General features: G+C 62.9%; 20 protein-coding genes. 14 read left to right on the forward strand and 6 right to left on the reverse strand.

The window, feature by feature from the left end; all coding sequences use genetic code 11:
• Window positions 1–16: 16 nt before the first annotated feature.
• From BLS57_RS13135 to BLS57_RS13145, 3 genes are all read left to right on the forward strand, one after another.
• Window positions 17–1,192 carry an aspartate aminotransferase family protein gene (locus tag BLS57_RS13135; protein ID WP_093743154.1) on the forward strand — a complete coding sequence of 392 codons (1,176 nt, stop codon included), beginning with the start codon at window positions 17–19 and terminating at the stop codon, window positions 1,190–1,192.
• 67 nt (window positions 1,193–1,259) lie between these two features.
• Complete coding sequence (gene argF, locus BLS57_RS13140) at window positions 1,260–2,165, forward strand: ornithine carbamoyltransferase (protein WP_093743046.1); 906 nt, start codon at window positions 1,260–1,262, stop codon at window positions 2,163–2,165.
• Window positions 2,162–3,187 (forward strand): 2-dehydropantoate 2-reductase, encoded by a 1,026-nt coding sequence (locus tag BLS57_RS13145; protein ID WP_093743048.1) that lies wholly within the window; start codon window positions 2,162–2,164, stop codon window positions 3,185–3,187. Before argF ends, BLS57_RS13145 begins: the two co-directional genes overlap by 4 nt.
• A 49-nt stretch (window positions 3,188–3,236) precedes the next feature.
• Here the strand turns inward: BLS57_RS13145 and BLS57_RS13150 are convergent, their stop codons facing one another.
• Both BLS57_RS13150 and BLS57_RS13155 read right to left on the reverse strand, forming a co-directional pair.
• On the reverse strand, window positions 3,237–4,718 hold the full coding sequence (locus BLS57_RS13150) for an inorganic phosphate transporter (RefSeq protein WP_093743050.1): 1,482 nt from the start codon (window positions 4,716–4,718) through the stop codon (window positions 3,237–3,239).
• Window positions 4,719–4,896: 178 nt separating this feature from the next.
• A complete protein-coding gene (locus BLS57_RS13155; RefSeq protein ID WP_093743052.1) occupies window positions 4,897–5,358 on the reverse strand; it encodes an NUDIX hydrolase in 462 nt (153 codons plus the stop codon).
• A 137-nt stretch (window positions 5,359–5,495) separates the two neighbouring features.
• On the opposite strand from BLS57_RS13155, the gene gndA reads away from it, so the two are divergent.
• A complete protein-coding gene (gene gndA, locus BLS57_RS13160; protein ID WP_093743054.1) occupies window positions 5,496–6,944 on the forward strand; it encodes an NADP-dependent phosphogluconate dehydrogenase in 1,449 nt (482 codons plus the stop codon).
• 177 nt (window positions 6,945–7,121) lie between these two features.
• Here the strand turns inward: gndA and truA are convergent, their stop codons facing one another.
• Window positions 7,122–7,895 (reverse strand): tRNA pseudouridine(38-40) synthase TruA, encoded by a 774-nt coding sequence (gene truA, locus BLS57_RS13165; RefSeq protein WP_093743056.1) that lies wholly within the window; start codon window positions 7,893–7,895, stop codon window positions 7,122–7,124.
• An 89-nt stretch (window positions 7,896–7,984) separates the two neighbouring features.
• On the opposite strand from truA, the gene BLS57_RS13170 reads away from it, so the two are divergent.
• The 3 genes from BLS57_RS13170 to BLS57_RS13180 are packed head-to-tail and all read left to right on the forward strand — an operon-like array spanning window position 7,985 to window position 10,877.
• A complete protein-coding gene (locus tag BLS57_RS13170) occupies window positions 7,985–9,412 on the forward strand; it encodes a YcjX family GTP-binding protein (RefSeq protein ID WP_093743058.1) in 1,428 nt (475 codons plus the stop codon).
• A complete protein-coding gene (locus BLS57_RS13175; RefSeq protein ID WP_093743060.1) occupies window positions 9,409–9,873 on the forward strand; it encodes a GNAT family N-acetyltransferase in 465 nt (154 codons plus the stop codon). Before BLS57_RS13170 ends, BLS57_RS13175 begins: the two co-directional genes overlap by 4 nt.
• Window positions 9,873–10,877, forward strand: a complete 1,005-nt coding sequence (locus tag BLS57_RS13180) for a YcjF family protein (RefSeq protein ID WP_093743156.1) — start codon at window positions 9,873–9,875, stop codon at window positions 10,875–10,877. The genes BLS57_RS13175 and BLS57_RS13180 overlap by 1 nt, the downstream gene beginning before the upstream one ends.
• A gap of 6 nt (window positions 10,878–10,883) precedes the next feature.
• Here BLS57_RS13180 and BLS57_RS13185 read toward each other — a convergent pair whose 3' ends face one another.
• Complete coding sequence (locus tag BLS57_RS13185; protein ID WP_093743062.1) at window positions 10,884–11,660, reverse strand: sulfotransferase family protein; 777 nt, start codon at window positions 11,658–11,660, stop codon at window positions 10,884–10,886.
• Between the two features lie 150 nt (window positions 11,661–11,810).
• On the opposite strand from BLS57_RS13185, the gene BLS57_RS13190 reads away from it, so the two are divergent.
• From BLS57_RS13190 to BLS57_RS13205, 4 genes are read left to right on the forward strand one after another with little or no spacing between them, the layout of a single operon-like run.
• On the forward strand, window positions 11,811–13,859 hold the full coding sequence (locus BLS57_RS13190) for an HAD family hydrolase (protein WP_093743064.1): 2,049 nt from the start codon (window positions 11,811–11,813) through the stop codon (window positions 13,857–13,859).
• The gene (locus BLS57_RS13195; RefSeq protein WP_093743066.1) at window positions 13,856–15,013 is read left to right on the forward strand and encodes a glycosyltransferase; all 1,158 of its coding nucleotides are present in this window, start codon (window positions 13,856–13,858) and stop codon (window positions 15,011–15,013) included. The genes BLS57_RS13190 and BLS57_RS13195 overlap by 4 nt, the downstream gene beginning before the upstream one ends.
• Window positions 14,985–15,929 carry a glycosyltransferase family 2 protein gene (locus BLS57_RS13200; protein ID WP_093743068.1) on the forward strand — a complete coding sequence of 315 codons (945 nt, stop codon included), beginning with the start codon at window positions 14,985–14,987 and terminating at the stop codon, window positions 15,927–15,929. The genes BLS57_RS13195 and BLS57_RS13200 overlap by 29 nt, the downstream gene beginning before the upstream one ends.
• Entirely contained in the window at window positions 15,926–17,083 is a 1,158-nt protein-coding gene (locus BLS57_RS13205; protein ID WP_208597572.1) for a glycosyltransferase, read from the forward strand. Before BLS57_RS13200 ends, BLS57_RS13205 begins: the two co-directional genes overlap by 4 nt.
• On the opposite strand, the gene BLS57_RS13210 is transcribed toward BLS57_RS13205, so the two are convergent.
• Window positions 17,080–17,829 carry a Crp/Fnr family transcriptional regulator gene (locus BLS57_RS13210; RefSeq protein ID WP_093743070.1) on the reverse strand — a complete coding sequence of 250 codons (750 nt, stop codon included), beginning with the start codon at window positions 17,827–17,829 and terminating at the stop codon, window positions 17,080–17,082. The genes BLS57_RS13205 and BLS57_RS13210 overlap by 4 nt on opposite strands.
• 376 nt (window positions 17,830–18,205) lie before the next feature.
• On the opposite strand from BLS57_RS13210, the gene ileS reads away from it, so the two are divergent.
• The 3 genes from ileS (at window position 18,206) to BLS57_RS13225 (ending at window position 22,123) form a co-directional block, all read left to right on the forward strand.
• The gene (gene ileS, locus BLS57_RS13215; protein WP_093743072.1) at window positions 18,206–21,163 is read left to right on the forward strand and encodes an isoleucine--tRNA ligase; all 2,958 of its coding nucleotides are present in this window, start codon (window positions 18,206–18,208) and stop codon (window positions 21,161–21,163) included.
• Complete coding sequence (locus tag BLS57_RS13220; protein ID WP_093743073.1) at window positions 21,160–21,420, forward strand: hypothetical protein; 261 nt, start codon at window positions 21,160–21,162, stop codon at window positions 21,418–21,420. Before ileS ends, BLS57_RS13220 begins: the two co-directional genes overlap by 4 nt.
• A 247-nt stretch (window positions 21,421–21,667) precedes the next feature.
• A complete protein-coding gene (locus tag BLS57_RS13225) occupies window positions 21,668–22,123 on the forward strand; it encodes a methylated-DNA--[protein]-cysteine S-methyltransferase (RefSeq protein WP_093743075.1) in 456 nt (151 codons plus the stop codon).
• Here BLS57_RS13225 and BLS57_RS13230 read toward each other — a convergent pair.
• Window positions 22,120–23,562, reverse strand: coding sequence for an MFS transporter (locus BLS57_RS13230; RefSeq protein ID WP_093743078.1), 1,443 nt, complete (start codon window positions 23,560–23,562; stop codon window positions 22,120–22,122). The genes BLS57_RS13225 and BLS57_RS13230 overlap by 4 nt on opposite strands.
• Window positions 23,563–23,610 lie beyond the last annotated feature (48 nt).

A 23,610-nucleotide genomic window follows, 5' to 3' on the forward strand; every position in this document is an offset into this window, starting at 1 on the left:
CTTTAAGGACAAGATGATGATCGCTTCCGTTCTGCCGACCTACAACCGTGCCCCGATGAGCTTTGTCAAAGGCGAAGGCACTTGGCTGATCGAAGCGGACGGGCGACGTTTTCTCGACCTCGGCGCGGGGATCGCGGTGAACGCCCTTGGCCACGCGCATCCGGCACTGGTCAAGGCGCTGACCGATCAGGCACAGGCGCTGTGGCATACGTCGAACCTCTATCACATCCCGCAACAAGAGGCGCTCGCGGACAAACTGGTGGCCGAGACATTCGCCGACACGGTGTTCTTTTGCAATTCCGGCACCGAGGCCTGTGAGTTGGCCGTCAAGATGGCGCGCAAGCATTTCTACGATAAGGACCAGCCGGAACGCGTTGAGATTATCACCTTCTCCGGCTCATTCCATGGCCGCTCCTCGGCAGGCATCGCTGCCGCCGGGTCAGAGAAGATGACCAAGGGCTTCGGCCCTTTGCTGCCCGGTTTTGTTCACCTTGACCTTGGCGACAGCGACGCGCTGAAGGCCGCGATCACCGATAAAACCGCCGCGATCATGGTCGAGCCAGTGCAGGGCGAGGGCGGCATTCGCGCCATCCCCGACGCCGACCTGCAAGAGATGCGCGCGCTGTGTGATGAACACGGGCTGCTGCTGATCTTGGACGAGGTGCAATGTGGTGTGGGCCGGACAGGGCGGCTCTTTGCCCATGAATGGGCGGGGGTTACGCCCGACATCATGATGGTCGCCAAGGGCATCGGCGGGGGTTTTCCCTTGGGCGCTGTGCTGGCGACGGAGAATGCCGCGGCGGCGATGACAGCGGGCACGCATGGGTCGACCTATGGGGGCAACCCGCTGGGCTGTGCTGTTGGATGTGCCGTGCTTGACGTGGTGGCCGAAGAGAGTTTCCTCGCAGATGTGAACCGCAAGGCAGGGTTGATGCGCCAGCGTCTCGAAGGGCTCGTCGCGGAACATCCCGACGTGTTTGAAGAGGTCCGCGGCGCGGGGTTGATGCTGGGCCTCAAGTGCAAGGTGGCGAACGCCGATGTGGTTGCGGCAGGCTATGAGGCCGAGCTTATCACCGTCCCCGCCGCCGACAACGTGATCCGTCTTCTGCCCCCGTTGACCATCAGCGATGATGAGATTGCGGAGGCCGTAAGCCGCCTCGACAAAGTCGCTCGCAGCCTGACCTCGGCCTAACGGTTTCGCCATAAATATTCCTCAGCGTCCGGACCTGCTCCGGGCCGCCGCAAAGACAGAGATAGATATGAACCATTTCCTCGACATCCACGAAACCGACCCGACCGCCCTGCGCGAGATCATCGACAGTGCCGCTGCCATGAAAGCCGCCCGCCAAGGCCGCCCGAAAGGGGCACTTGATGACGAGCAGCCGTTGAAAGACCAGATGGTCGCGCTGATCTTTGAGAAACCCTCGACCCGGACGCGGGTGTCTTTTGACGTCGGTGTGCGCCAGATGGGCGGGCAGACCATGGTGCTCTCGGGCGCGGATATGCAGTTGGGCCATGGCGAGACCATTGCAGACACCGCCCGCGTGCTGTCGCGCTATGTCGATATGATCATGATCCGGACCTTTGAAGAGCAAACCTTGGTCGAGATGGCCGAACACGCCACCGTTCCAGTGATCAACGGGCTGACCAACCGCACGCACCCCTGTCAAATCATGGCCGACATTCAGACATTCGAAGAACACCGCGGCCCCATCAAGGGGCGCAAGGTGGTCTGGTCAGGCGACGGCAACAATGTTTTCGCCAGCCTTGCCCATGCGGCCAAACAGTTCGACTTTGACCTGACTTTTACCGGCCCGCCCCCGCTGGACCCTGAAGGCGCGCTTGACGGGCTCTATACCATTGAACGCGACCCGCAGAAGGCTGTGGAGGGCGCCGATCTGGTGGTCACGGACACCTGGGTCAGCATGCACGACCCGCAATCGGCCCGTGAGCGGCGCCATAACCAGCTGCGCGGCTATCAGGTGAATGATGCCCTTATGGCACGCGCCAAACCTGACAGCCTGTTCATGCATTGCCTTCCCGCCCACCGCGATGATGAGGCGACGTCGAGCGTGATGGACGGCCCGCATTCGGTGATCTTTGACGAGGCCGAGAACCGCTTGCACGCCCAGAAAGCGATCATGCGCTGGTGCCTCGGGGCATGACCCTAGGCCCCCGCATCGTGATCGCGGGCGCGGGGGCGGTCGGCTGTTTCATTGGCGGCCTGCTCGCCGGGGGCGGGCGACGGGTGACCCTGCTTGCCCGCCCGCGCATTCAGGCTGAGATCCGCACCCACGGGCTGACGCTGACTGATTTCGGCGGCATGGCGCAGTATCTGTCTCCGGATGATCTGACGGTTGCCGGCGATCCTGCTTGTCTGCGCCATGCGGACATCGTGCTGGTCACTGTCAAATCGCGGGACACTGCCGCCATGGCCGCGCAGATCGCGCAACATGCGGCGCCGGGCACGCAGGTGATCAGCTTGCAAAACGGCGTGGGCAACCGCGCTGTGCTGGCCGAAGCGCTGCCGGGGTTTGATCTGCGGGCGGGCTTGGTGCCGTTTAACGTCGTGCCCTTGGGGCAGGGGGGGTATCACCGGGCCAGCGATGGTGATCTGGTGATTGAGGATGGGTCGATTGATCTGACCGGGCCGCTCACCGTGCCGGGACTGGCCACTGTCACCCGAGAGGACATCGAAGCGCTGCAATGGGGCAAGTTCCTCATCAACCAATTCAACGCGCTGAATGCGTTAAGCGGGCTGCCGCTGCAAAAGCAGTTGCACGACCGCGACTGGCGCCGCCTGATGGCCGATCAATGGGCCGAGGCACACGCCGTTCTGCGCGCCGGAAAGATCCAGCCCAAGCTGACCGCGCCCGTCCCCCCGCGCCTGATGCCCGCGCTGCTGCGGCTTCCGACCCCGCTCTTCACGCGCATCGCTGCGAGAATGCTCCAGATCGACCCGCAAGCGCGCACGTCGATGGCGCAAGACCTCGCCGCCCGACGCCCGACCGAGATCGACGCCTTGCAGGGCGAGGTGCAGCGGATGGGGGAGGCGTTGGGGCGGGCGACCCCGGTCACGGATATGGTGCTGCGCGTGATGGAGTGGGCCGCGCTTGCGAATGAAGGCTTGCCGCATCTGCCTGTCGCCGCCCTGCGCGCTGAAATCGCGACAGGGCGGAAACGCTAGACAAAAGAAAAGGCGCCGAAGCGCCTGTCCTTTTAGCTTGCCGATGTCCTTAGCTCACCAATGTATTGAGCAGCCAGAACACGATGGCCGAGAGCAGCGCGGCTGCAGGCACAGTGATGACCCAAGCGGCCACGATGGTCATGAAATGCGAGCGGCGCACCAGTTTGCGGCGACGGCGTTCCTCAACCGCAATGCGCTTAACCTCACCAGCCTTGCCGCCAACGGTGCGCAGACGGCGCTCCATATGCCATTCGCGGTAGAAGCCCACGCCAAAGACCCCGCCCACGGCGATATGGGTCGAGGACACCGGCAGACCCAGCCAAGAGGCGATGATTACGGTGATGGCCGCCGAAAGCGCCACACAATAGGCGCGCATGGGGTTCAGCTTGGTGATCTGGCTGCCGACCATGCGGATCAGTTTTGGGCCAAAGAGGAACAGGCCAAAGGAGATGCCGAAGGCGCCGATGATCATAACCCAGGTTGGGATGCTTACCTTATCCTCAAAACCGCCAAACTCGCTGGCATGGACAATCGCCGCCAAGGGGCCAACCGCGTTAGCCACATCATTCGCCCCATGCGCAAAGCTCAGCAGAGCAGCAGACAGCACCAGCGGCAGGCCGAAGAGGATTTTGACCGAGCGGTTGCGGTTTTCCATCCCCTCGGACTTCTGCCGGATCAGCGGGGCAGAGATGGCATAGGTCACGAGACCCACCACAAGGCCGATGACCAGCGCCATGGGCATGTCGATGGCGATGATCTTTTTCAGCCCCTTCAGCGCCAGATAGGCGGCAAAGACCCCGGCCATGATGCCCACCAGCACAGGCACCCAAGTGCGTGCGGCGGCGATCTTGTCGTCTTGGTAGATGATGCGCGCCTTGATGAAGGCCAAGAACATCGCCGCCACGGCCCCGCCCAAGACGGGCGAGATCACCCAGCTGGCGGCGATCATGCTCATGGAACTCCAGTTCACCACGCCAAAGCCAGCGGCAGCAATGCCCGCACCCATGACACCGCCCACAACCGAGTGCGTGGTCGAGACCGGCGCACCGACCCATGTGGCAAGGTTCACCCAAAGCGCCGAGGAGATCAGCGCGGCCATCATGGCCCAGATAAAGATGCGGTTGTCGGCGACACTGGCCGGATCAATGATGCCTTTGGAGATGGTCGAGACCACATCGCCCCCCGCAAGCAACGCCCCCGCGGATTCGCAGAGCGCGGCGATCACGATGGCACCGCCCATGGTCAGCGCATTGGCGCCCACTGCCGGGCCCATGTTGTTGGCCACATCATTGGCGCCGATGTTCACGGCCATATAGGCCCCGAAAACCGCCGCCGCGATGACGACATAGCTCGAAGGCGTTTGCCCGAAAAACACTGCCGCCACGGCCCCGGCTACGACGATGAAGGCCAGCGCAATCCCCGGCCCCACGAGCGGACGTGCGACATAGGTTGCGGCCAGTTCGACTTGGGAAATGCGGTTGAGGTCTTTATCCAGTGTTTTCCACTGGCTGCCCTGCGGTTCATTCGCCATGCTGTCGTGATCCCCCCAAAAGGTCATTTTGTACCGACCCGAGGTGACATAACGATTACATTCGCGCAAGCCGTTCTGTCACAAAACGGTTACGTGAGGCCGGTTTGTGCACTGCGCTGAAATAGGACGTTGTAGGGAAAAAGCCAGCGGGCCAGAGGATTAGGCCCGCTTTGCTGTCTTAGCCAAAGGCGGTCAGGATTGCCTTGAGGTCCGGTTCATCCACCAGATCGGCGGCCTCTTTGGGCGAGAACCAAGCGCGTTTGCGCATGCCTGCATCGGGGTATTCCTCGCTCAGGTCACGCACGCGGGTCAGGTAAACTTGGGTAGTGACGGGGACTGTAAGCCCTTCGCCCAGACCTTTGTCATACTCAAAGATACCCATCGGCTCGGTCTCAATGTCGGCCTTGGTCACGCCCGCTTCTTCCCACGCTTCCTGAAGTGCGGCGCCCGCGCCGTCGAGCCCGTCAATCGGCCAGCCCTTGGGCATGATCCAGCGGCCCGTATCACGGCTGGTGATCAACAGGACCTTTTTGCCCTCATCAGTGTCGCGGTAGCACAGGGCTGCCACTTGCACCCGCTTGGGGCGTTTGAAGATCGGCAGAACCATGTCCTGCCATGCGCGTTTAAAAACATGATTCATGAACTAACTAAGCCTCGGTCGGGTGTTTTTCTTGTTATCCTTTCATTATATAGTGTTTCCCGACGCAAATCAAACTGTTGCGCTGCGCCATAGGCGGGGCGGCGCGCTGACCCGGCAAGAGATGAGGCAACTTTGATATGGCACTAGGCACGCAGGCGAAAACTTCTACAGCAGGCGGCAAAGGGGCCGATATCGGCGTTTACGGGCTGGGCACGATGGGTTCAGCGCTGGCGCTTAATCTTGCGGACAATGGGTTTAATGTTGCGGTGAGCAACCGCGAGGCAGATTGGATCGCGCCCTTCCTAGATGAGGCCGGACCGCTTGCAGAGCGGCTGACCGGGGCGGAGAGCCTAGAAGATTTCGTAACCGCCATTGCCCGACCGCGGAGCATCTTGTTTATGATCCCCTCAGGCGCGCCGGTGGATGCGATGATCGAAGCGATAAAGCCGCTGTTGGATGAAGGGGATACTTTGATCGACGGCGGCAACGCCGATTTCCACGACACCCGCCGCCGCAGCGCCGAGCTTGAAGGCGCCGGGCTGCATTTCGTTGGCATGGGCGTGTCCGGCGGGGAGGCTGGCGCGCGCACTGGCCCGTCGATGATGGTCGGCGGCAGTGATCATTCCTGGCAGCAGTTTCAGCCGATGGCCGAGGCGATTGCCGCGCGGTTTGACGGCTCGCCCTGTGTCGCGCATCTCGGTCCCGATGGGGCGGGGCATTTCGTCAAGACCGTGCACAATGGCATTGAATATGCCGACATGCAGATGATCGCCGAAGTTTACGGCCTGCTGCGCGATGCGGGCGGGCAGGGGGCGGTCGAGATCGGCAATCTCTTCGCCGAATGGCAGAAGGGGCCGCTGAGTTCCTATCTGATCGAAGTGTCGGCAGCGGCGCTTTTGTCGGTGGACACGCAAACCGGCACGCCGATGGTGGATGTGATCCGCGATCAGGCGGGGCAAAAGGGCACGGGCCGCTGGACCTTGATCGAAGCGCTCAAGATGGGGCAATCGGCCAATACCATCGAAGCCGCCGTCGGCGCGCGGGGATGGTCGAGCGAGAAGGCGGTACGCGTCAAGGCAGAGCCGCTTTTGCCCGAAGCCGTGCAGGACGCAGCCTTGCCGGAACCGAGCGATCTGGAGTTGGCCTTGCTGGCCGGGCGGATCATTGGCCATGCGCAGGGGTTCCGTATTCTCAGCGCCGCGTCAGAGGAATTTGACTGGGGGCTCGACTTGGCCCGGATTTCGGAAATCTGGCGGGCGGGCTGTATCATCCGCTCGGCGCTGCTGGATGAGTTTGCGGACGCCTTCCGGGGCGAGTTGCCCGGCGGCCATCTGATCCTTGCGCCGGCCATGCGCAAGCGGTTGGAAGAGAGCATTCCCGCGCTGCGCCGTGTGGTGGCTGCGGGGGCGCTCTTGGGTGTGGCGTTGCCTGCGCTGTCGGCGGCGCTGGCGTGGTACGACAGCATGCGCCGGGCGCGGGGGACGGCGAATATGATCCAAGCGCAGCGGGATTTCTTTGGCGCGCATGGGTTTGAGCGCGATGGCGAAGAGGGCAAGTTCCACGGAACATGGAATCCCTTGCCGTAAGAGCGTTGACAGGTCCGGAATCAAGCCGTCAGGCGCCGGACCATCGCCTGCCCGCCCGGACGGGTAGGCGATTTGGCGAGGTTTTGCACGACATTGCAAGCGCACATCACGGTTGAGCCATAAAGTGGTATTTACAGACCTTAGGATCGCCACCCCGCGGGCAGGCGATGGTCCTCGTCATGCTTTGGCGAAGGGGTCCACCGGATAGCTCACATGCGCCAAGTACAGGCCCTGCGGCGGGCAGACCGGTCCGCAGGCGGCACGGTCCTTGGCCGCCAGTGCCGCAGCCATATCCGCAACACTCCATGACCCAGCCCCGACACGCTCCAGCGTGCCGACAAAACTACGCACCTGATTGTGCAGGAACGACCGCGCCCGCACGTCAAAATGATACTCGGTCCCTCCCAAGGTCTCGACCTCGGACACTTTTAGACGGTCCAGTGTTTTGATCGGGCTTTCTGCCTGACAGATGGTCGAGCGGAAGGTGGTGAAGTCATGCTTGCCCACTAGCAGATCAGCGGCGGCCTGCATGGCCTCCACATCCAGCGGATGTTTGATTTGCCACACCAGCCCCGCCTGATGCACCGCAGGGGCACGGCGCGAAAGGATACGAAAGTGATACCGCCGTTCTAACGCCGAGAAACGCGCATGGAAATCATCCGGCGCCAGCACACACTCGGTGATCGCGATAGGCTGCGGTTTCAGATGGTAATTCAGCGCCTCGCCCAGGCGAAACGGCGACCAGTCACGCTCCATATCGCAATGGGCCACTTGGCCCAGACCGTGCACTCCGGTGTCGGTCCGCCCGGCGGCGGCAATCGTATGCGCACGCGGCTCCAACCGCGCCAGCGCGGTCTCGATGAAACCTTGCACAGTGGGCAGGTCCACCTGTCGCTGCCAGCCGTTGAACGGCGCGCCGTGGTATTCGATTTTCAGAGCATATCTGGGCATGGACGCGGCCTTAGCGCGGGCGGGCGCTTCTGGCAATCCCTGCCTGCCAGCCCTATGTTAGCGACAAAGACAAAGGGACGGGCGCAGCATTGGGTATTACAGGCATCGCCGACGGCATCTGGCGGCAGTTTGAGAATGTCACCGACACGGTGGGCGAGACGTTTTTCGAGCCGGTGATCCGGCTTGGCGTTACGGGCCTTGCACGCTCGGGCAAAACGGTTTTCATTACCTCGCTGGTGGCAAACCTGTTGGACCGAGGGCGGATGCCGGGGCTGCTCGCGGCCTCCGAAGGGCGGATCGAAGCGGCGTTCTTGCAGCCCCAGCCCGATGACACCGTGCCGCGCTTTGACTATGAGAACCACCTCGCCGCACTGACGGGCAAGACGCCCCATTGGCCCGAGAGCACGCGGGCGATCTCGGAACTGCGGCTGTCGCTCAAGGTGCGGCCCAATGGGCTTCTTGCAGGGCTGCAAGGGCCGCGCACGCTGCATCTGGATATTGTCGACTACCCCGGCGAATGGCTGCTCGATCTGGCGCTGATGGACGTGAGCTATGCTGAATGGTCCGCGCAGGTGGTGGAGCGCATCGCAAACCGCGAGGAAGCCGCGGGCTTTCGCGCCTTGGCGGAACAGACCGACCCCCATGCGGAACTGGACGAGACCACCGCCCGCAAACTTGCCGACAGCTTTGCCGACTACCTGCAAACCGCCCGCGCCAATGGCTATTCCGACTGCACGCCGGGGCGGTTCTTGCTGCCCGGTGACCTTGCCGGTTCGCCCGTGCTGACCTTCGCGCCGCTGCCCGGTTCCGACGGTGCGCCGCGCAAATCGTTGATCCGCGAAATGGCACGGCGGTTTGAGGCTTATAAGAAACAAGTGGTGCAGCCCTTCTTCCGCGATCACTTTGCGCGGATCGACAGGCAGGTAGTGCTGGTTGATGCGCTTGGCGCGATCCACAAAGGGCCCCGCGCGGTCGAGGACTTGCGCGGTGCGATGGCCGATATTTTGGGTGCGTTCCGACCGGGGCGGAACAACTTTCTAAGCAGTCTGCTGCGCGGCAAGCGGGTGGAGAAAATCCTCTTTGCTGCGACCAAGGCGGACCACCTGCACCACAGCCAGCATCCGCGCCTCAGCGGCATCATGCAGGCGCTGATCCGCGAGGCGCGCGATCGGGCGCAATATGCGGGGGCGGGCACGCGGGCGATGGCGATCGCGAGCCTGCGGGCCACCACAGAGGATACGATGCCCCATGGGGGCGAGAACCTCGACGTAGTGCGCGGCACACTACTCAACGATGACGAAACCCGCGGGCGGCAGGCGGCCTTCTACCCCGGTGAGTTGCCCGAAGACCCGGCACATCTGCTGACCCCCGCACGGCAGGGCGCGCAGAATTGGCTGGGCGCGGACTACCAGATTATGCGCTTTGCGCCTGCGGTGCTCGACCTGCGCCCCGGCGACGGGCCGCCGCATATCCGGCTGGACCGGGCTGCGGAGTTCCTGATCGGGGATCGGCTATGAGCGAGGTGCTGACACGTGCCGCCACCCTACGTGCAGCGCAGCCGCTGGACGCGGGGGCGGTGGGTGAGATCATGACGGACTTTGCCCGCGATACCAATTGGTTGCCGCGCATTCATACCGCAGCCGAAGACATCGCCCATGCCGACGCGATGATCGCGCGCGGCTGGGTCACGGTGGCGGAACAAGGTGGACAGATTGCCGGTTTCGCAGCCTGCACAGAGGGCGAATTGGACGCGCTTTTTGTGGCAGAGGGCGCGCGGGGGCAGGGCGTTGGCTCGGCACTGTTGAACCGGCTTAAGGCTAGGCACCCGGCGCTGACCTGCTGGACCTTTCAAGCCAATGCACCCGCCATCGCCTTTTACCGCCAGCATGGCTTTGCCGAAACCGCACGCGGCGATGGCAGTGCCAATGACGAAGGTCTGCCCGACCTTACATTGCAATGGCAGAGGGAGGCCGCCTGATGGCCCGAGGACCGATCCTGTTTGACCTAGAGGATGACGCCAAGCCGCAGCCCTCGGTGGCCGAGGCCCAGCCGGTGCCTGATTTGGAGGCCGAGGCACCCGCGCCGAAAGGGCAGGCCATGCAGATCGCCGCACAATTGGCGGCGCGCAAACCCTCACGGCTCGTGCGCCTGTTTTGGGGGTTGGCCGGGGCGCTCATCACGGCGCTAGTATCGATCGCTGCTTGGACTTTTGTGACCGACCTGATGGCGCGGTACCCGTTGCTTGGCTGGGCGATGACTCTCTTGCTCGGGGCATTCTTGCTGGTGCTGTTGCTCTTGTCCCTGCGCGAGTTGGCCGCTTTCGGGCGTCTCGCGCGTCTAGACGGATTGCGCCACGACGCGGGTGAAGCGTTGGCACAAGGGGATTTGGCGGCGGCACGTGGCGTGACCGACCGGCTTGAGGCGCTATACAAACACCGCGAGGATACACGCTGGGGCCGTGACCGTCTCACTGAATTGCGGGGCGATCAATTTGATGCAGAGGCGCTGCTAGGACTGGCCGAACGCGAAGTTCTCGCACCCTTGGACCGTGCTGCTACGCGTGAGGTTGAGGTCGCGGCGCGGCAGGTGGCTGCCGTGACTGCGCTGGTGCCCTTGGCGCTGGCCGATGTAGCCGCGGCGCTAAGCAGCAACTTGCGGATGATCCGGCGCATTGCTGAAATCTACGGCGGGCGTTCTGGTTTCTTCGGCTCATGGCGGCTGACCCGCGCGGTGCTCTCGCATCTGGTCGCGACGGGCGCCGTGGCGGTGGGCGATGACTTGATCGAGCCGCTCTTGGGCGGGTCTATCGTGGCAAAGCTGAGCCGCCGCTTCGGCGAAGGTTTGGTGAACGGGGCGCTGACCGCGCGGGTGGGTGTGGCAGCGATCGAGGTTTGTCGGCCACTGCCCTTCGCCCGCGAAAAGCGACCCGGTGTGCGGGGTATCATCAAACGCGCGCTCACCGGGGTATTCGGTAAGGAATAGATAGAGTTAGGGTGCGGCTGCCTCGCGCACGGCGCGCAGCGGGTGTTGAACCAACCCTTCGTATGGCACGACATGCAGGCCCGGCTGATAGCCCCATCTCGCGACCTGTTCAGCCTGTGAGGCGGTCATCTCTGTAGCCCCCCGATACTGCTGGTTGCCATCTGCGATGGCTTCGGGTGTTGAGGTTTCTGGAAGGTCCAGAAAGCCCGCGATCCGGCGGAGCGCTTTGGGCGTGTCTGCAACGATATCTTCATAGCGCAAAATCATGACCGCATGCAGATAGGGCAGGTCAGCCATCATCTGCGCCTGCGCTGCGAGCCAATGGTCAATCAACGTGGCGGGTGCCTCGTCTACCCAAGACGCGACAGAGGCCGCAACCGCCTCCGGGTGGCGCAGCACGACGATAAACTGCGACATCGGAAAGAGCTGCTGCAGGAGGCGCATTCGGGTGAGGTTCACCGGCGACTTCTCAACCCGCCACTGCAGATCAGGGGCGAACCACGGGGCCCAGTCATGCTCCAATCGCTCTCGTGTCTTCAAGCTGTTGAGCGGGTGATCTTCGGTCAGATGTTCCGCCGGGTTGATGGCGAAATGCATGGGGCGGCCAGAGAGTGCTGTGTGCGGAATGGCCCCTTGCAGATAGACCCCTTCGTTCTCCGGCGCGGCGGAACCGGTGATCCCACCCGCGCCCGGCAGGGCATTGGCCAGACGGTTCACCAGTGATGTTCCCGAGCGATGCAAGCCTCCGATAAACAGATAACGCGGAGGGGTTTGCAGGGTCATGCGGGGCTTTCAACAGATGGAAATTCGCGGAGTGATGGGAGCCCAGCTAGCGCCGCTCAGAGCAGGGTCCAGTTCTAAATGAGTTAACATTTGTTATCGGAACGGAAAGGGTCATCCGGGGGCTTCCTATTCCGTAAGGAGACCCGTTTCATGCACATTTGCCACATCGCTCTGGGGGGCTGTTTGACCGCCCCAAATGTCAATTATGGCGTTACCGAAGATACCGGTGGCCATATTGCCTATATCCTCGGCGCAGCCCGCGCGCAGGCGGCACGGCGTGATGTGGACGGGGTTCAGATTGTCACCCGCGCTTTCGATGACCCGGCTCTGGGCGCGGTGCATACGCAGACCGAGCAGCAGGTCGGTCGGGGCTTGTCGATCCGCCGCCTCTGGACGGCGCAGCGTGGGTATCTGAGCAAGGAGAACCTCGCTGCTGAGGTGCCCGCGTTGACCGAGGCCTTTCTCGCAAGTCTAGCAGCAGCCACCCGCAAACCCGACGTGATCCATGCGCATTTCGCTGATGCCGCAGAACTCGCGCTGGCCGCGCGGGAACGGTTCGGCATTCCGGTGATCTATACGCCGCATTCACTTGCGCTGAGCAAATCTGGCGCGTCGGTCGACCAGAAACGCGTCGAAGCTGAGCGTCGCGCGTTGATGGAAACAGACGCCGTCGTGCTCTCTTCACGCGATGAGGCCGAGCATCAGGTTGCAGCCTATGGCGACGGCGCGCAGGCGCGGGTGCACCGCGTGTCACCCGGCGTGTCCCTGCGGCGACCGGCGGCGCAGGGCGCGGGGCGGGCGCTACTGGCCGAGACTCTCGACACGCCGGACCGCCCCATGCTGCTCGCCGTAGCGCGCCCTGTGGCGCGCAAAAACCTCGCGACCCTGGCGCGGGTCTTTGCCAATAGCCCTGCATTGCAGGATCGGGCCAATCTCGTGATCCTCGCAGGTCAGCACGGCGATCCGTTGCAGGCCAATGCAGAGGCGCGGGGCGAGTTGGACCAATTGCGCGCGCTGCTGGGTGCCGAAGCGTTGCGGGGCCAAGTTGCCTTGCCGCCGCGCCATACCCAGGCGGACGTTGCAGCCCTCTATGATGGGGCGGCGCAGAGCGGCGGGGTATTTGTGAACCTTGCACTGCATGAACCTTTCGGTCTGACCATGCTGGAAGCCGCGTCTCACGGTCTTCCGGTGGTGGCGACACAAGAAGGCGGCCCGGCGGATATTGTGGCCGACCTTGGCCACGGCATCTGTGTGCCGCCGCGCGACGAAGCTGCGATTGAGGCGGCTTTGCTGAAGCTGTTGGACGATCAGGCGCTGTGGTCTGACGCGGCCATAGCAGGCCGGGCGCATGTCTCGCGCTATGACTGGGCGCAATGGGCGGAAAGCGTGCAGCAAATCTGCCACGAGATCCGCAACCCTCGCCCGGCACGCGATACCCATGTCATGCTGGCCAGCGACATCGACAATACGCTGACCGGCTGCGTGCCTTCGGCAGCGCTCTTCGGTGCTTGGATTGCCCGCGATCGCCCGCTTTTTGCCGTTGCGACAGGGCGGTCGTTGCCCGAGGCGCGGCGGATCCTGCGTGATTGGGATTTGCCCACACCGCAGGTGTTCATCACATCCGTCGGCACCGAAGTATACCTCCCTGATAGCAAAGGCCGTCTTTGCCTCGACGCCGAGTTTGCGCGCAAGCTGAACGCCTCTTGGCACCGCGACCATGTCGCGCGGGTGCTATCAGAATTCGGCTTTAACTGGCAGCCCGAGGTCGAGCAGCGCCGCTGGAAGCTGAGCGGCTATGGCGACATGCGCACCGCGCGGCGGTTGGAGCGTCTCTTTACCCGGCGCGGCGTTGCGGCACAAATCGTGGCGTCGCATGGTCGAATGATCGACGTTCTGCCCCGCGCTGCGGGCAAGGGGCCTGCGGTCTGTGCGGCTGCGAAACGTTTGGGCCTACCCATGAACCGCGTCGTGGTTGCGGGGGACAGCGGCAATGACTTCGACATGTTGCAGACTGTCGAAGCCGGACCGGGGCGTGGCATCCTTGTGGGCAACGCGATGGACGGCATGCGCGAGCGTTGTGCCGGCGGGCGGATCTATATGGCGCGGGCGTCCCATGCGGCGGGTGTATTGGAAGGGTTGGAGACCTTCGGATTTGCCCAAAATGCCATGGATTCTGATAGCAAGATGGTGGCCCAATGACCCGGCCCATCGGATACTTCGTGCACCACCAAGGCCGGGGCCATGCCGAGCGCTGCGCCGCCGTGGTCAACGCCTTACCGGAAAGTCAGTCGGTTACAGTCTTTTGCGCGAAGCCGGACATATTCCCCGCCTTCACCCGTCCGGTCGAGATGATTTCCCTGCCGTCGCTGTTCGAACCGTCCGGGCAGGAAGACATCCACGACAAAACCACGGCGCCCGATACCGTTCACTGCGCGCCACTGGGTTGGCCGGGCATCCGTCAGGCGATGGCACAGCTCGCAGGGTGGTTTGCCAGCGCCAATCCGGTGCTGATGATCAGCGATGTCTCTGCCGAAGTGGCGCAACTGGCGCGGCTTTGTTCCGTGCCCCATGTAAAAGTCCTGCAGCATGGTCTGCGGGACGATCCGGGGCACAGGGCGGCTTACGACGGCGCGGTGGGGCTGCTATGTCCGGGCGCTGAAGCTTTAGCGCAGCCGGATTGGCCCGAACGTCATCTGGCCAAAAGCCATTTCGCGGGTGGCTTGGGCGTCGACGTCCAACGGCCCGATCCTGCGCGGCGCGCTGCGGCCCGTAGTGCGCTTGGCGTGTCCCCGGATCAGCGGCTGGTCGTCGTGATGTCTGGCGGGGGCGGGACGGGGTTCGCCTCGGCCCCCTTTGGCATTTCCGCCCGCGCTATGCCCGAGACCGCGTTTATCACCATTGGCCAAACGGCGCGGGACTGGCATGCGACCGAGCCTGCCAATCTTCAGCATCACGGTTGGGTCGACAACGCTGCAGACTATCTAGCTGCAGCCGATATGGTTGTGGCCTCTACTGGCAACACCACCTGCCACCAGATACTTGCCGCCGAAACCCCTTGGCTGGCCGTGCCCGAATGGCGCTATTTCGACGAACAGGTCGAGAAGGCCAAAGCCCTTGCGCGCGCCGGAGCAGCCCATCACCTGCCGCATTTTCCGGCCTCCGCGGGCCAGTGGAAAACCGCGATACAGCAGACGCTCGAAACCCATGACCCGGCGCGACAACGCGCCCTGGTCGATGAGAACGCAGCGGCGGGAACCGCCCGCTGGTTGACCGGGTTAAGCGACAGCCTGCTGCCCGAAACATCTAATAATTCCGGAGATTTACATGACGTCGTTCACCCCATCCGCGCCTAATGAAACCAAGGTCAGCGCCCTGACGCTCGCCCGCGGGCGCGAGGCGCATCTGCGTAATGTCATTCTCGGGCTGACCCGTCAGACCCGGCAGCCGGATGAACTGGTGATCGGGGTCATGCAAGACACGCTCTATGACAACCTGCCGCAGACAGATTTCCCGATCCGTCAGGTGCAGGTGACAGGCCGCGAACTGCCGTTGTCTCGCGCGCGGAACACCGTGGCAGCCGAGGCCACCGGCGAGTGCCTGGTCTTCCTTGATGTGGACTGTATCCCCGCAGCGGAGCTTATCGCGGACTATACGCGCTATGCCGCGCCCGGGAATGGGCTGATCATGGGCGAGGTCAACTACCTCCCGGCCGGAACCGCCACCGAGGGTTGGGGCTACCGTGACCTCGAGGCCGTTGCTGTGCGCCATTCCGACCGCCAAGGGCCGCCCGCGAAAGGGTTAAAGCGTTGCAACGACTACCGATGCTTCTGGTCGCTGAACTTTGCCATTCACCGCGCCGATTGGGACCGCTCAGGCGGCTTCGACGAACGCTTTACCGGTTATGGCGGTGAGGATACGGATTTCGGGCGCGAGTTGGACGAACGCGGCGTGGCGATCCATTGGGCAAAAGGGGCTAAGGTCTTTCACCAGCATCACCCGCATTGCATGCCGCCCATTCACCACATCCCTTCGATCCTGCGCAATACCGAGATTTTCGCAGAGAAATGGGGTCACCGCACCATGAATCACTGGCTCACCGCCTTTCGTCTGATGGGTTTGGTGGGCACGGACGGCGACGCGCTGGTGCAACTGCGCGAACCCGATGCAGATGACTTTGCACTTTGCGAGCAGCAGTCGGACCAGCCCTACGCCAACACCGCGCGCGTGCTGCGCTATCTGCGGGGCGAAGAGCGGATCGCGGCGGAATGACACTGCGCATCGCCATCGTCGGCCACATTCGCCACCCCATTGCGCCGCCGTTCAAGGGGGGCATGGAGGCTTTTACTCATGCGTTGGCGCGGATGCTGGCCGAGCGGGGGCATGATGTGACCCTCTTGGCCAGCGGCGACAGCGCTACGGGCCTGCCGCCGGGAGTGAAACTGCTGCCGATCTGCGATGCCCATTATGATGCGCGTTTTCCATGGCATAATTTTCATGGAACTGACGTGCTAAACGACCACCTAGACGCCTGCTATGCCCGCGCTGCGCGACTGCTGCTCGACGGGCGGTTCGACGTGGTTCACAACAATGCACTGCATCGGTTTCTGCCGCGGCTTTCGCGGGCCGAGCGGTTGCCGATGGTAACCTCGCTTCATATTCCGCCATTCAAAGTCTTGCGCCGCGCAATCACAGATGGGGCGGCGCCATGGCATCTGCCAACCGTTGTCTCAGAGCGGCAGCGCGACATCTGGTGGCCCGAAGGCGCGCCGGAGACGTCGCACGTGGTGCACAACGGAATAGACCTCGCCCGCTGGCCGCAGGGCAAATTGGGGGATGGCAGCGCGGTCTGGGCCGGGCGGATCACCCCAACCAAGGGCACGCATCTTGCTGCCGAGGCCGCTCAGCGTGCCGGAGTGCCGCTGCGCATTTACGGGATCGTGGAGCATGAGGATTATTTTAACGACGCTGTGAAGCCGCATTTGCATCGGGCCGTGGAATATGTCGGTCATCTTAATACGGCAGATTTGGTCGAGGCTTATGGCCGGGCATCGGTCGCGCTCTTCACGCCGCAATGGGAAGAACCCTTTGGTCTCGCCGCTGTGGAAGCCATGGCGACGGGTCTGCCTGTCGCGGCGACTCCGCATGGCGCGGTTGAGGAGGTGCTGGGCGAAGCCGGTGTCATCGCCAGTGAGGACACGTCGGAAGCGCTGGCAGATGCCTTGCGACAAGCGCTCAAAATCTCCGCCGAAGTACCACGTGCGCGGGTCGCGCGGCTGTTTGATGCCCGCCAGATGGTGGATAAGTTCGAAGCGCTTTACCGCACTGCCCACGCGCGGCGGCGTGAAGGGGCGGTCGAAAAGACCTATCCGGAATTTGCCCTGCGGGTCGAAGAAACGCGCCGCCCAACGGTGGCTGCCAGTTAAAGCGCTGTGCCTGACTGCGGCATATAGAGATATGCCGCATCGAACATCCCCATCTTATGCAGGCCCGCCCGGTCATGGATCGCGAGTTGGCCGCCTGATACGCTACAGCACCCGTGCTCGCGCAGGTCTCGCAGGGTGCGGCTAACGTGGACTGAGGTCAGGCCCGTGGCATCGGCGATGTCGGACTGGCGGAGGGAGAAGGGCAGGCTGTCACGCTCTCCGGCATAGGCGGCTGTCATCCGCGCGTCATATTCGCAAAGGAAGTTCGCCACCCGCGCCAACGCGCGCATCGCGCTGTTGCGCATCACCCAATGGCGGTGGATCGACGCATCAACCAATGTCATCAGCCAGAGCTTGCGGGCCAGTTCCACGTCGCCATTCAGCAAATGGTGCAGGTCGTCATGAGCAATCCGCGCCACGCTCGTCCCGGTCAGTGAGACCACGTCATGGTCCAGCTTTTTCAGTGGAAAAGCGTGCAGGTCGACGAACTCCCCCGGAAACTGCAGCGCTACGACAGTGCTGCGCGCGCGCTGGCCGCGGGGCACTTTGCGCGCCACAAGCCCGTCGAGAAGCAGCAAGCTGTGGTCAAGCAGGTCGCCGCGATGGCTGACGATATCGCCGGGTGCAAAATGCCCGTGGTGCATCATTAAAGGGGAGAGTTTCCCCCATTGCTCGGCATTAAGGTGGTCTACCATGCCCGAGGGTTTGGAGGTCATTTCTGGGGGGGAGAACTGATCAATTGTCACATGCAGGCCTTTCCACCCATTCCAAAGAGCGCAGCCTCCGTCAGGTGGGATGCCGCGCGCAAATCTCTAAATCAATGGCGCGCATGATGCTGTTTTCGCCGAATTATTCAATAGCATCAGGCCTTTCTTAAAAAATGTTAAACACGCCACAGGCGGCTTTGGGGTAGAAGACAATGCTGCCAGAAAGCGGCGTAACCGGGGCTTGTCGGGGCAGGGGGTGCTGTTTATAAGCGCCCCTATGACACGCCTCACCGCGATCATTATTCGAATTATATCCCCGGCGCTCTGATCCATTGAGACGCCGGGCAGAGGTGTTTGAGCCGCTCGCACCGAACCAGATTGAATAAACCCCCCAAATGCCTAAAGGACGCTCCCCATGTGCGCCGAGACCCCCGACTATAAAGCAACTTTGAACCTGCCCAAAACTGATTTTCCCATGCGCGCCGGATTGCCGAAGCGCGAGCCTGGCTGGCTGGAGCGGTGGGAGAAGATCGGCGTTTATGATCGCCTGCGCGAGAAAGAGGGGCGTACGCCCTTCACGCTGCACGACGGCCCGCCCTACGCCAACGGGCACCTGCACATCGGACACGCGCTGAACAAGACGATCAAGGACATGATCGTACGCAGCCACCAGATGATGGGCTATGACGCGCGCTATATCCCCGGCTGGGATTGCCACGGCCTGCCGATCGAGTGGAAGATCGAAGAGCAGTACCGCAAGAAGGGCCGCGACAAGGATCAGGTGCCGATCAACGAATTCCGCTCTGAGTGCCGCGAGTTCGCCCGCGGCTGGGTTGATGTGCAGCGCGAAGAGTTCAAGCGTCTAGGCATCACCGGCAATTGGGAAAATCCGTATCTGACGATGGATTTCCACGCCGAGCGCGTCATCGCCGAGGAATTCATGAAGTTCCTGATGAACGGCACGCTTTATCAAGGCTCTAAACCCGTGATGTGGTCGCCGGTCGAGAAGACCGCGCTGGCTGAGGCCGAGGTCGAGTATCACGACAAGGAAAGCCACACCGTTTGGGTGAAATTCAAGGTCGCTTTGCACTATGACCCGAACGACCCTAAGCGCCACGAGAAGAGCGATCTTGAAGACGCTAATGTAGTGATCTGGACCACGACGCCTTGGACCATGCCCTCGAACAAGGCCGTGGTTTACGGTGAGGGCATTTCCTATGGCCTCTACGAAGTCACCGCGACGCCGGAGGAGTGCTGGGCCAATGTGGGCGAGCGTTTCCTGCTGGCCGACGATCTGGCGGCGGATGTCTTTGCCCGGGCCCGTTTGGAAGACGGCATGTGGCAGCGCGTTCGAGGTGTCGAGAATGACGAGCTGGCCAAGATCTCCCTCCTGCACCCGCTGGCGGGCGCCGAAGGGGCAAACGGCGAATGGGACGATCTGCGCGATTTCCGCGCAGCGGATTTTGTGACCTCGGATGAGGGGACAGGCTTTGTCCACTGCGCACCCTCGCACGGTCTCGAAGAATACGAGCTTTACCGCGATCTCGGCATGCTGCCGCAGGTCATCACCTATAACGTCATGGAAGACGGCCGTTTCCGCGACGATCTGCCCTTCTTTGGTGGCAAGGCGATCCTCAAGCCGAACGGCAAAGAGGGCAACGCCAATAGCGCCATCATCGACAAGCTGGTCGAGGTCGGCGGCTTGCTGGCGCGTGGCAAGATCAAGCACAGCTATCCGCACAGCTGGCGCTCCAAAGCGCCGGTGATCTACCGCAACACGCCACAGTGGTTTGCCGCCATCGACAAAGAGGTCGGCGACGGGCTCGACATGCACGGCAAAACCATCCGCGAACGCGCGCTGACCGAGATCGACAACGTTAACTGGACGCCGAAATCCGGCCGCAACCGCCTGCATTCGATGATGGAAGCACGGCCCGACTGGGTGCTGAGCCGCCAGCGCGCCTGGGGCGTGCCGCTGACCTGTTTCGTGCGCAAAGGTGTCGCGCCGACCGACGAAAACTTCCTGCTGCGCAATCCTGAGGTCAATCAGCGAATCGTCGAGGCCTTTGAGGCCGAAGGCGCGGATGCTTGGTATGCCGAGGGCGCCAAAGAGCGCTTTTTGGAAGGCATCGTCGATCCGGCGGAGTTCGATCAGGTGACCGACATCCTCGACGTCTGGTTCGACAGCGGCTCGACCCATGCCTTCACCCTGCGTGACCGTGAAGACGGCACCGAGGACGGCATTGCAGACGTCTATATGGAAGGCACCGACCAGCACCGCGGCTGGTTCCATTCCTCGCTGTTGCAGTCCGTTGGCACCACGGGCCGTGCGCCCTACCGCAATGTCGTGACCCATGGTTTCACGCTGGACGCCAAGGGTATGAAAATGTCCAAGTCGATCGGCAACACCATCGTGCCTGAGAAGATCGTGCAGCAATACGGCGCGGATATCCTGCGGCTCTGGGTGGCGCAGACTGATTACACCGCGGACCAGCGCATTGGGGATGAGATCCTCAAAGGTGTGGCCGACAGCTATCGCCGCCTGCGCAACACCATGCGCTATATGCTGGGCGCGCTGAACGATTTCAGCGAGGCGGACCGGGTCGATCCTGCCGAGATGCCTGAGTTGGAGCGTTGGGTGCTGCACCGGGTGGCGGAGCTCGACAAGGTCGTGCGGGACGGTTTCGCGCGCTTTGACTTCCAAGGTGTGTTTCAGGCGGTCTTTACCTTTGCCACCGTTGATCTCTCGGCCTTTTACTTCGATATCCGCAAGGATGCGCTTTATTGCGACGGCGACACCCTGCGCCGCCGTGCCGCGCGCACGGTGCTGGATATCCTGTTCCACCGTCTGACCACTTGGCTGGCGCCAGTGCTGGTCTTCACGATGGAAGAAGTCTGGCTCGAGCGTTTCCCGGGCGATGACTCCTCGGTGCATCTGGTAGATATGCCGGAGACGCCAGAGGCGTGGTTGAACCCGGAACTGGCCGCGAAATGGGCCAAGGTCCGTGCGGCACGCCGTGTGGTGACCGCGGCTTTGGAAGTGCAGCGGACCGAGAAGGTGATTGGCGCTTCGCTGGAGGCCGCCCCGGTGGTGCATGTGGCCGATGAGGCGCAGCGCGCGGCGTTGGAGAGCGTGTCTTTCGAGGATGTGAGCATCACGTCTGACATCACCGTGACCGGCGATGAAGCCCCGGCTGAGGCCTTCCGGATGCCAGAGACCCAAGGCGTGGCCGTGGTGTTTGAGAAAGCCGAAGGGGCCAAATGCGAGCGCTGCTGGAAAGTGCTGCCGGATGTCGGGACGCATGAGTATCCCGGCGTCTGTGGCCGCTGTGACAAAGCGGTGCGCGAGGCGCTGGCGGAGGAAAACGCATGAACACTATCAATGAAGCTTTCGAAACTGCTCAGGGTGCTTTGGCAGCATTGAAGGCTGCTGTAAGAACTGTTCTCGAAAATGCCCCGGAAGAAGGGCTGAGAAACGTAGATGTCGGAAAGAGTTTGGGAATATACGGCGGACACGTCGAACATGTAGGTCACATTTCCAGAACGGTACTCGCAATGCTGGAGAGTGACGGTGTCGCTGAGCAGTTCGGTCCGGAGAAGCGTTGGCGGCTAGTTCGCTACGTTTTGTAAATTTTCACACGGGCGACGGTCAAACCGCCGCCCGTTTTTCTTCGCCAGCTCCCCAAATGCTCCGCCCGGTGGCACACCGGGCATCGCCCTCCCTCCCCCCGGAGGGCGATTTTGCAGCGTTTCGGCGAATTGCTACAACGGCGATTCTTGCGCCCCCATGCCAGCCGGAGATGGAGGAACGCCCCCCAGGGAGGGCGATGCCCTTCGCGCTCTTTCGCAATGTGGTTTTCTGGGGCAGGGTGGTCCAATGAAACAAGCCTCTCTTTCCACGCCGTTTGGCGATCTACTCCTGACTGAAGAAGACGGCGCGATTACCGCGCTCGGCTGGGGGCAGGCGGCGCGGCAAGAGCGGTCGGATGTGCTCGACACAGCGCTTGCGCAGCTTAGCGAATATGCCCAAGGCAAGCGCCAGCGTTTCGACTTGCCGCTGCGGGTCAAGGGCAGTGATTTCCAGCGCGCCGTCTGCGACGCGATCGTGGCCATCCCCTTTGGCGATACCCGCACCTATGGCGAAATCGCCCGCGACCTCGGCGTGCCCGCACAGGCCGTGGGCGGCGCCTGTGGCGGCAATCCGATCCCGATCATCATCCCCTGCCACCGCGTCATGGGGGCCAAGGGGCTGACCGGCTTTAGCGGCGCGGGCGGGGTGGAGACCAAGGTCGCGTTGCTGCGCCACGAGGGCGCGGCGGGCTTGCTGATCTAGCCCAGTGTCGCATCATAGGCATGACGCCGCACCAGACCCCACATGGCCATCAGCCCGGCCAGTGCCAGAGGCACACAGGACAAAAACACCCACCCTGCCACATGCGCGGCCTCTGCCGGGCCATCCATCGTTAAAAACCCCGAAGCATTTGCGATGATCCCCACATAGGCCGCGCCGAGTGCATAGCCCAAGCGCTGCACCGTCGGCATTGCGCCCGAGACACGCTGCACCTCATCCTCGGCCACCAGCGCGGTGATCCGGCGCAGGATGAAGGTCCAGGCAAGGCCAAACCCACCGCCTTCGAAAAGCGCGAAAACCGCGATCAGCCAGAGCGGCCCCTGCGGCACCGCATAGGCAAAGCCCGCAACCGCCAGCGTGGTCATCGCCATGCCCGCCGTGATCCAAGCGCGGTCCTGCCGCTCGGGCGCGCCGCTGACCAGCACCGCCGTCAGTGTCCAGCCGACCGACGAGGCCGCCACGATATAGCCCGCCACCAGCGCCGAGGTACCATGCACGGCGACCATCAAAAGCGGCCCATAGGCGAGGATCGCAACCGTGGCCATCGACAGCAGGAATAACATCAGCAGGGTCGCGCCGGTGGCATGGCGCGGGTCTATCGGGGCGGCGGGCAACAGGCGGTCGCCCTTGGCCGCGTTGTCGCGCCAGAGGAACCAGCCGAGGCACGCGAGACCCGCGCCGACATAGAGCGTTGTGCTTAGCGGCTCGACCCGCACGCCGCCGAGCGAGATCAGCACCACGGCAAGACAGAGCAGCGCCAAGCGGGTGACCGGAAAGCGGTCCATCTCGGTGACCGCTGCCGGGCGTGCGATCCCGCCGCGTAGGGCGATCCAAAGCGCGAGGCCAAAGGCCTGCGCCGCGAAGAACCAGAACCCCAGACGCCATGTCGCGTATTCCACGAAGAAGCCGCCAATCAATGGCCCGAGGAAAGCCGAAATGCCCCAAAAGGTCGAGACCGCCGCCAGCGCCCGCGCGGCATAGCGCCTCGGAAAGAGCACGCCAATGGTCAAGAAGCACATGGCCACCAGCCCGCCGCCGCCCAGCCCCTGCAGGCCGCGTCCGACCAGCAATACCGTCATCGTCGGGCTCATGGCACTGAGCGCGCAGCCTGCACCAAAAAGCGCTGCCGAGAGGCTCATCGGCCCGCGCAACCCGTAGCGCATGGTCAGCAAGGCGGCCGCCGCGCCAGCAACGATGGAGCCGATCTCGTAGATCGACACGCTCCAACTGACCAAAGCCGCGCCGCCGATTTCGGCCACGATGGAGGGCAGCATGGTGGCCACGATGAGGCTGTCGGCGGCATGAAGCCAGACGGCAAGGCAGACCAAGGCCAGCGAGGCCGCATAGGCGCTGCCCAGAAACTCGCCCCAGGACACATAGGCGTTCGGCGTCTCGATGGAATCAGGGGTGATCTGGGTCATGCTGGTCTCCTTGTCAGAGACCTGTGTGCCGCCTCAACCTAGGTTGAG

The organism is Sulfitobacter delicatus, assembly GCF_900102535.1.
GTDB classification, from domain to species: Bacteria; Pseudomonadota; Alphaproteobacteria; order Rhodobacterales; family Rhodobacteraceae; genus Sulfitobacter; species Sulfitobacter delicatus.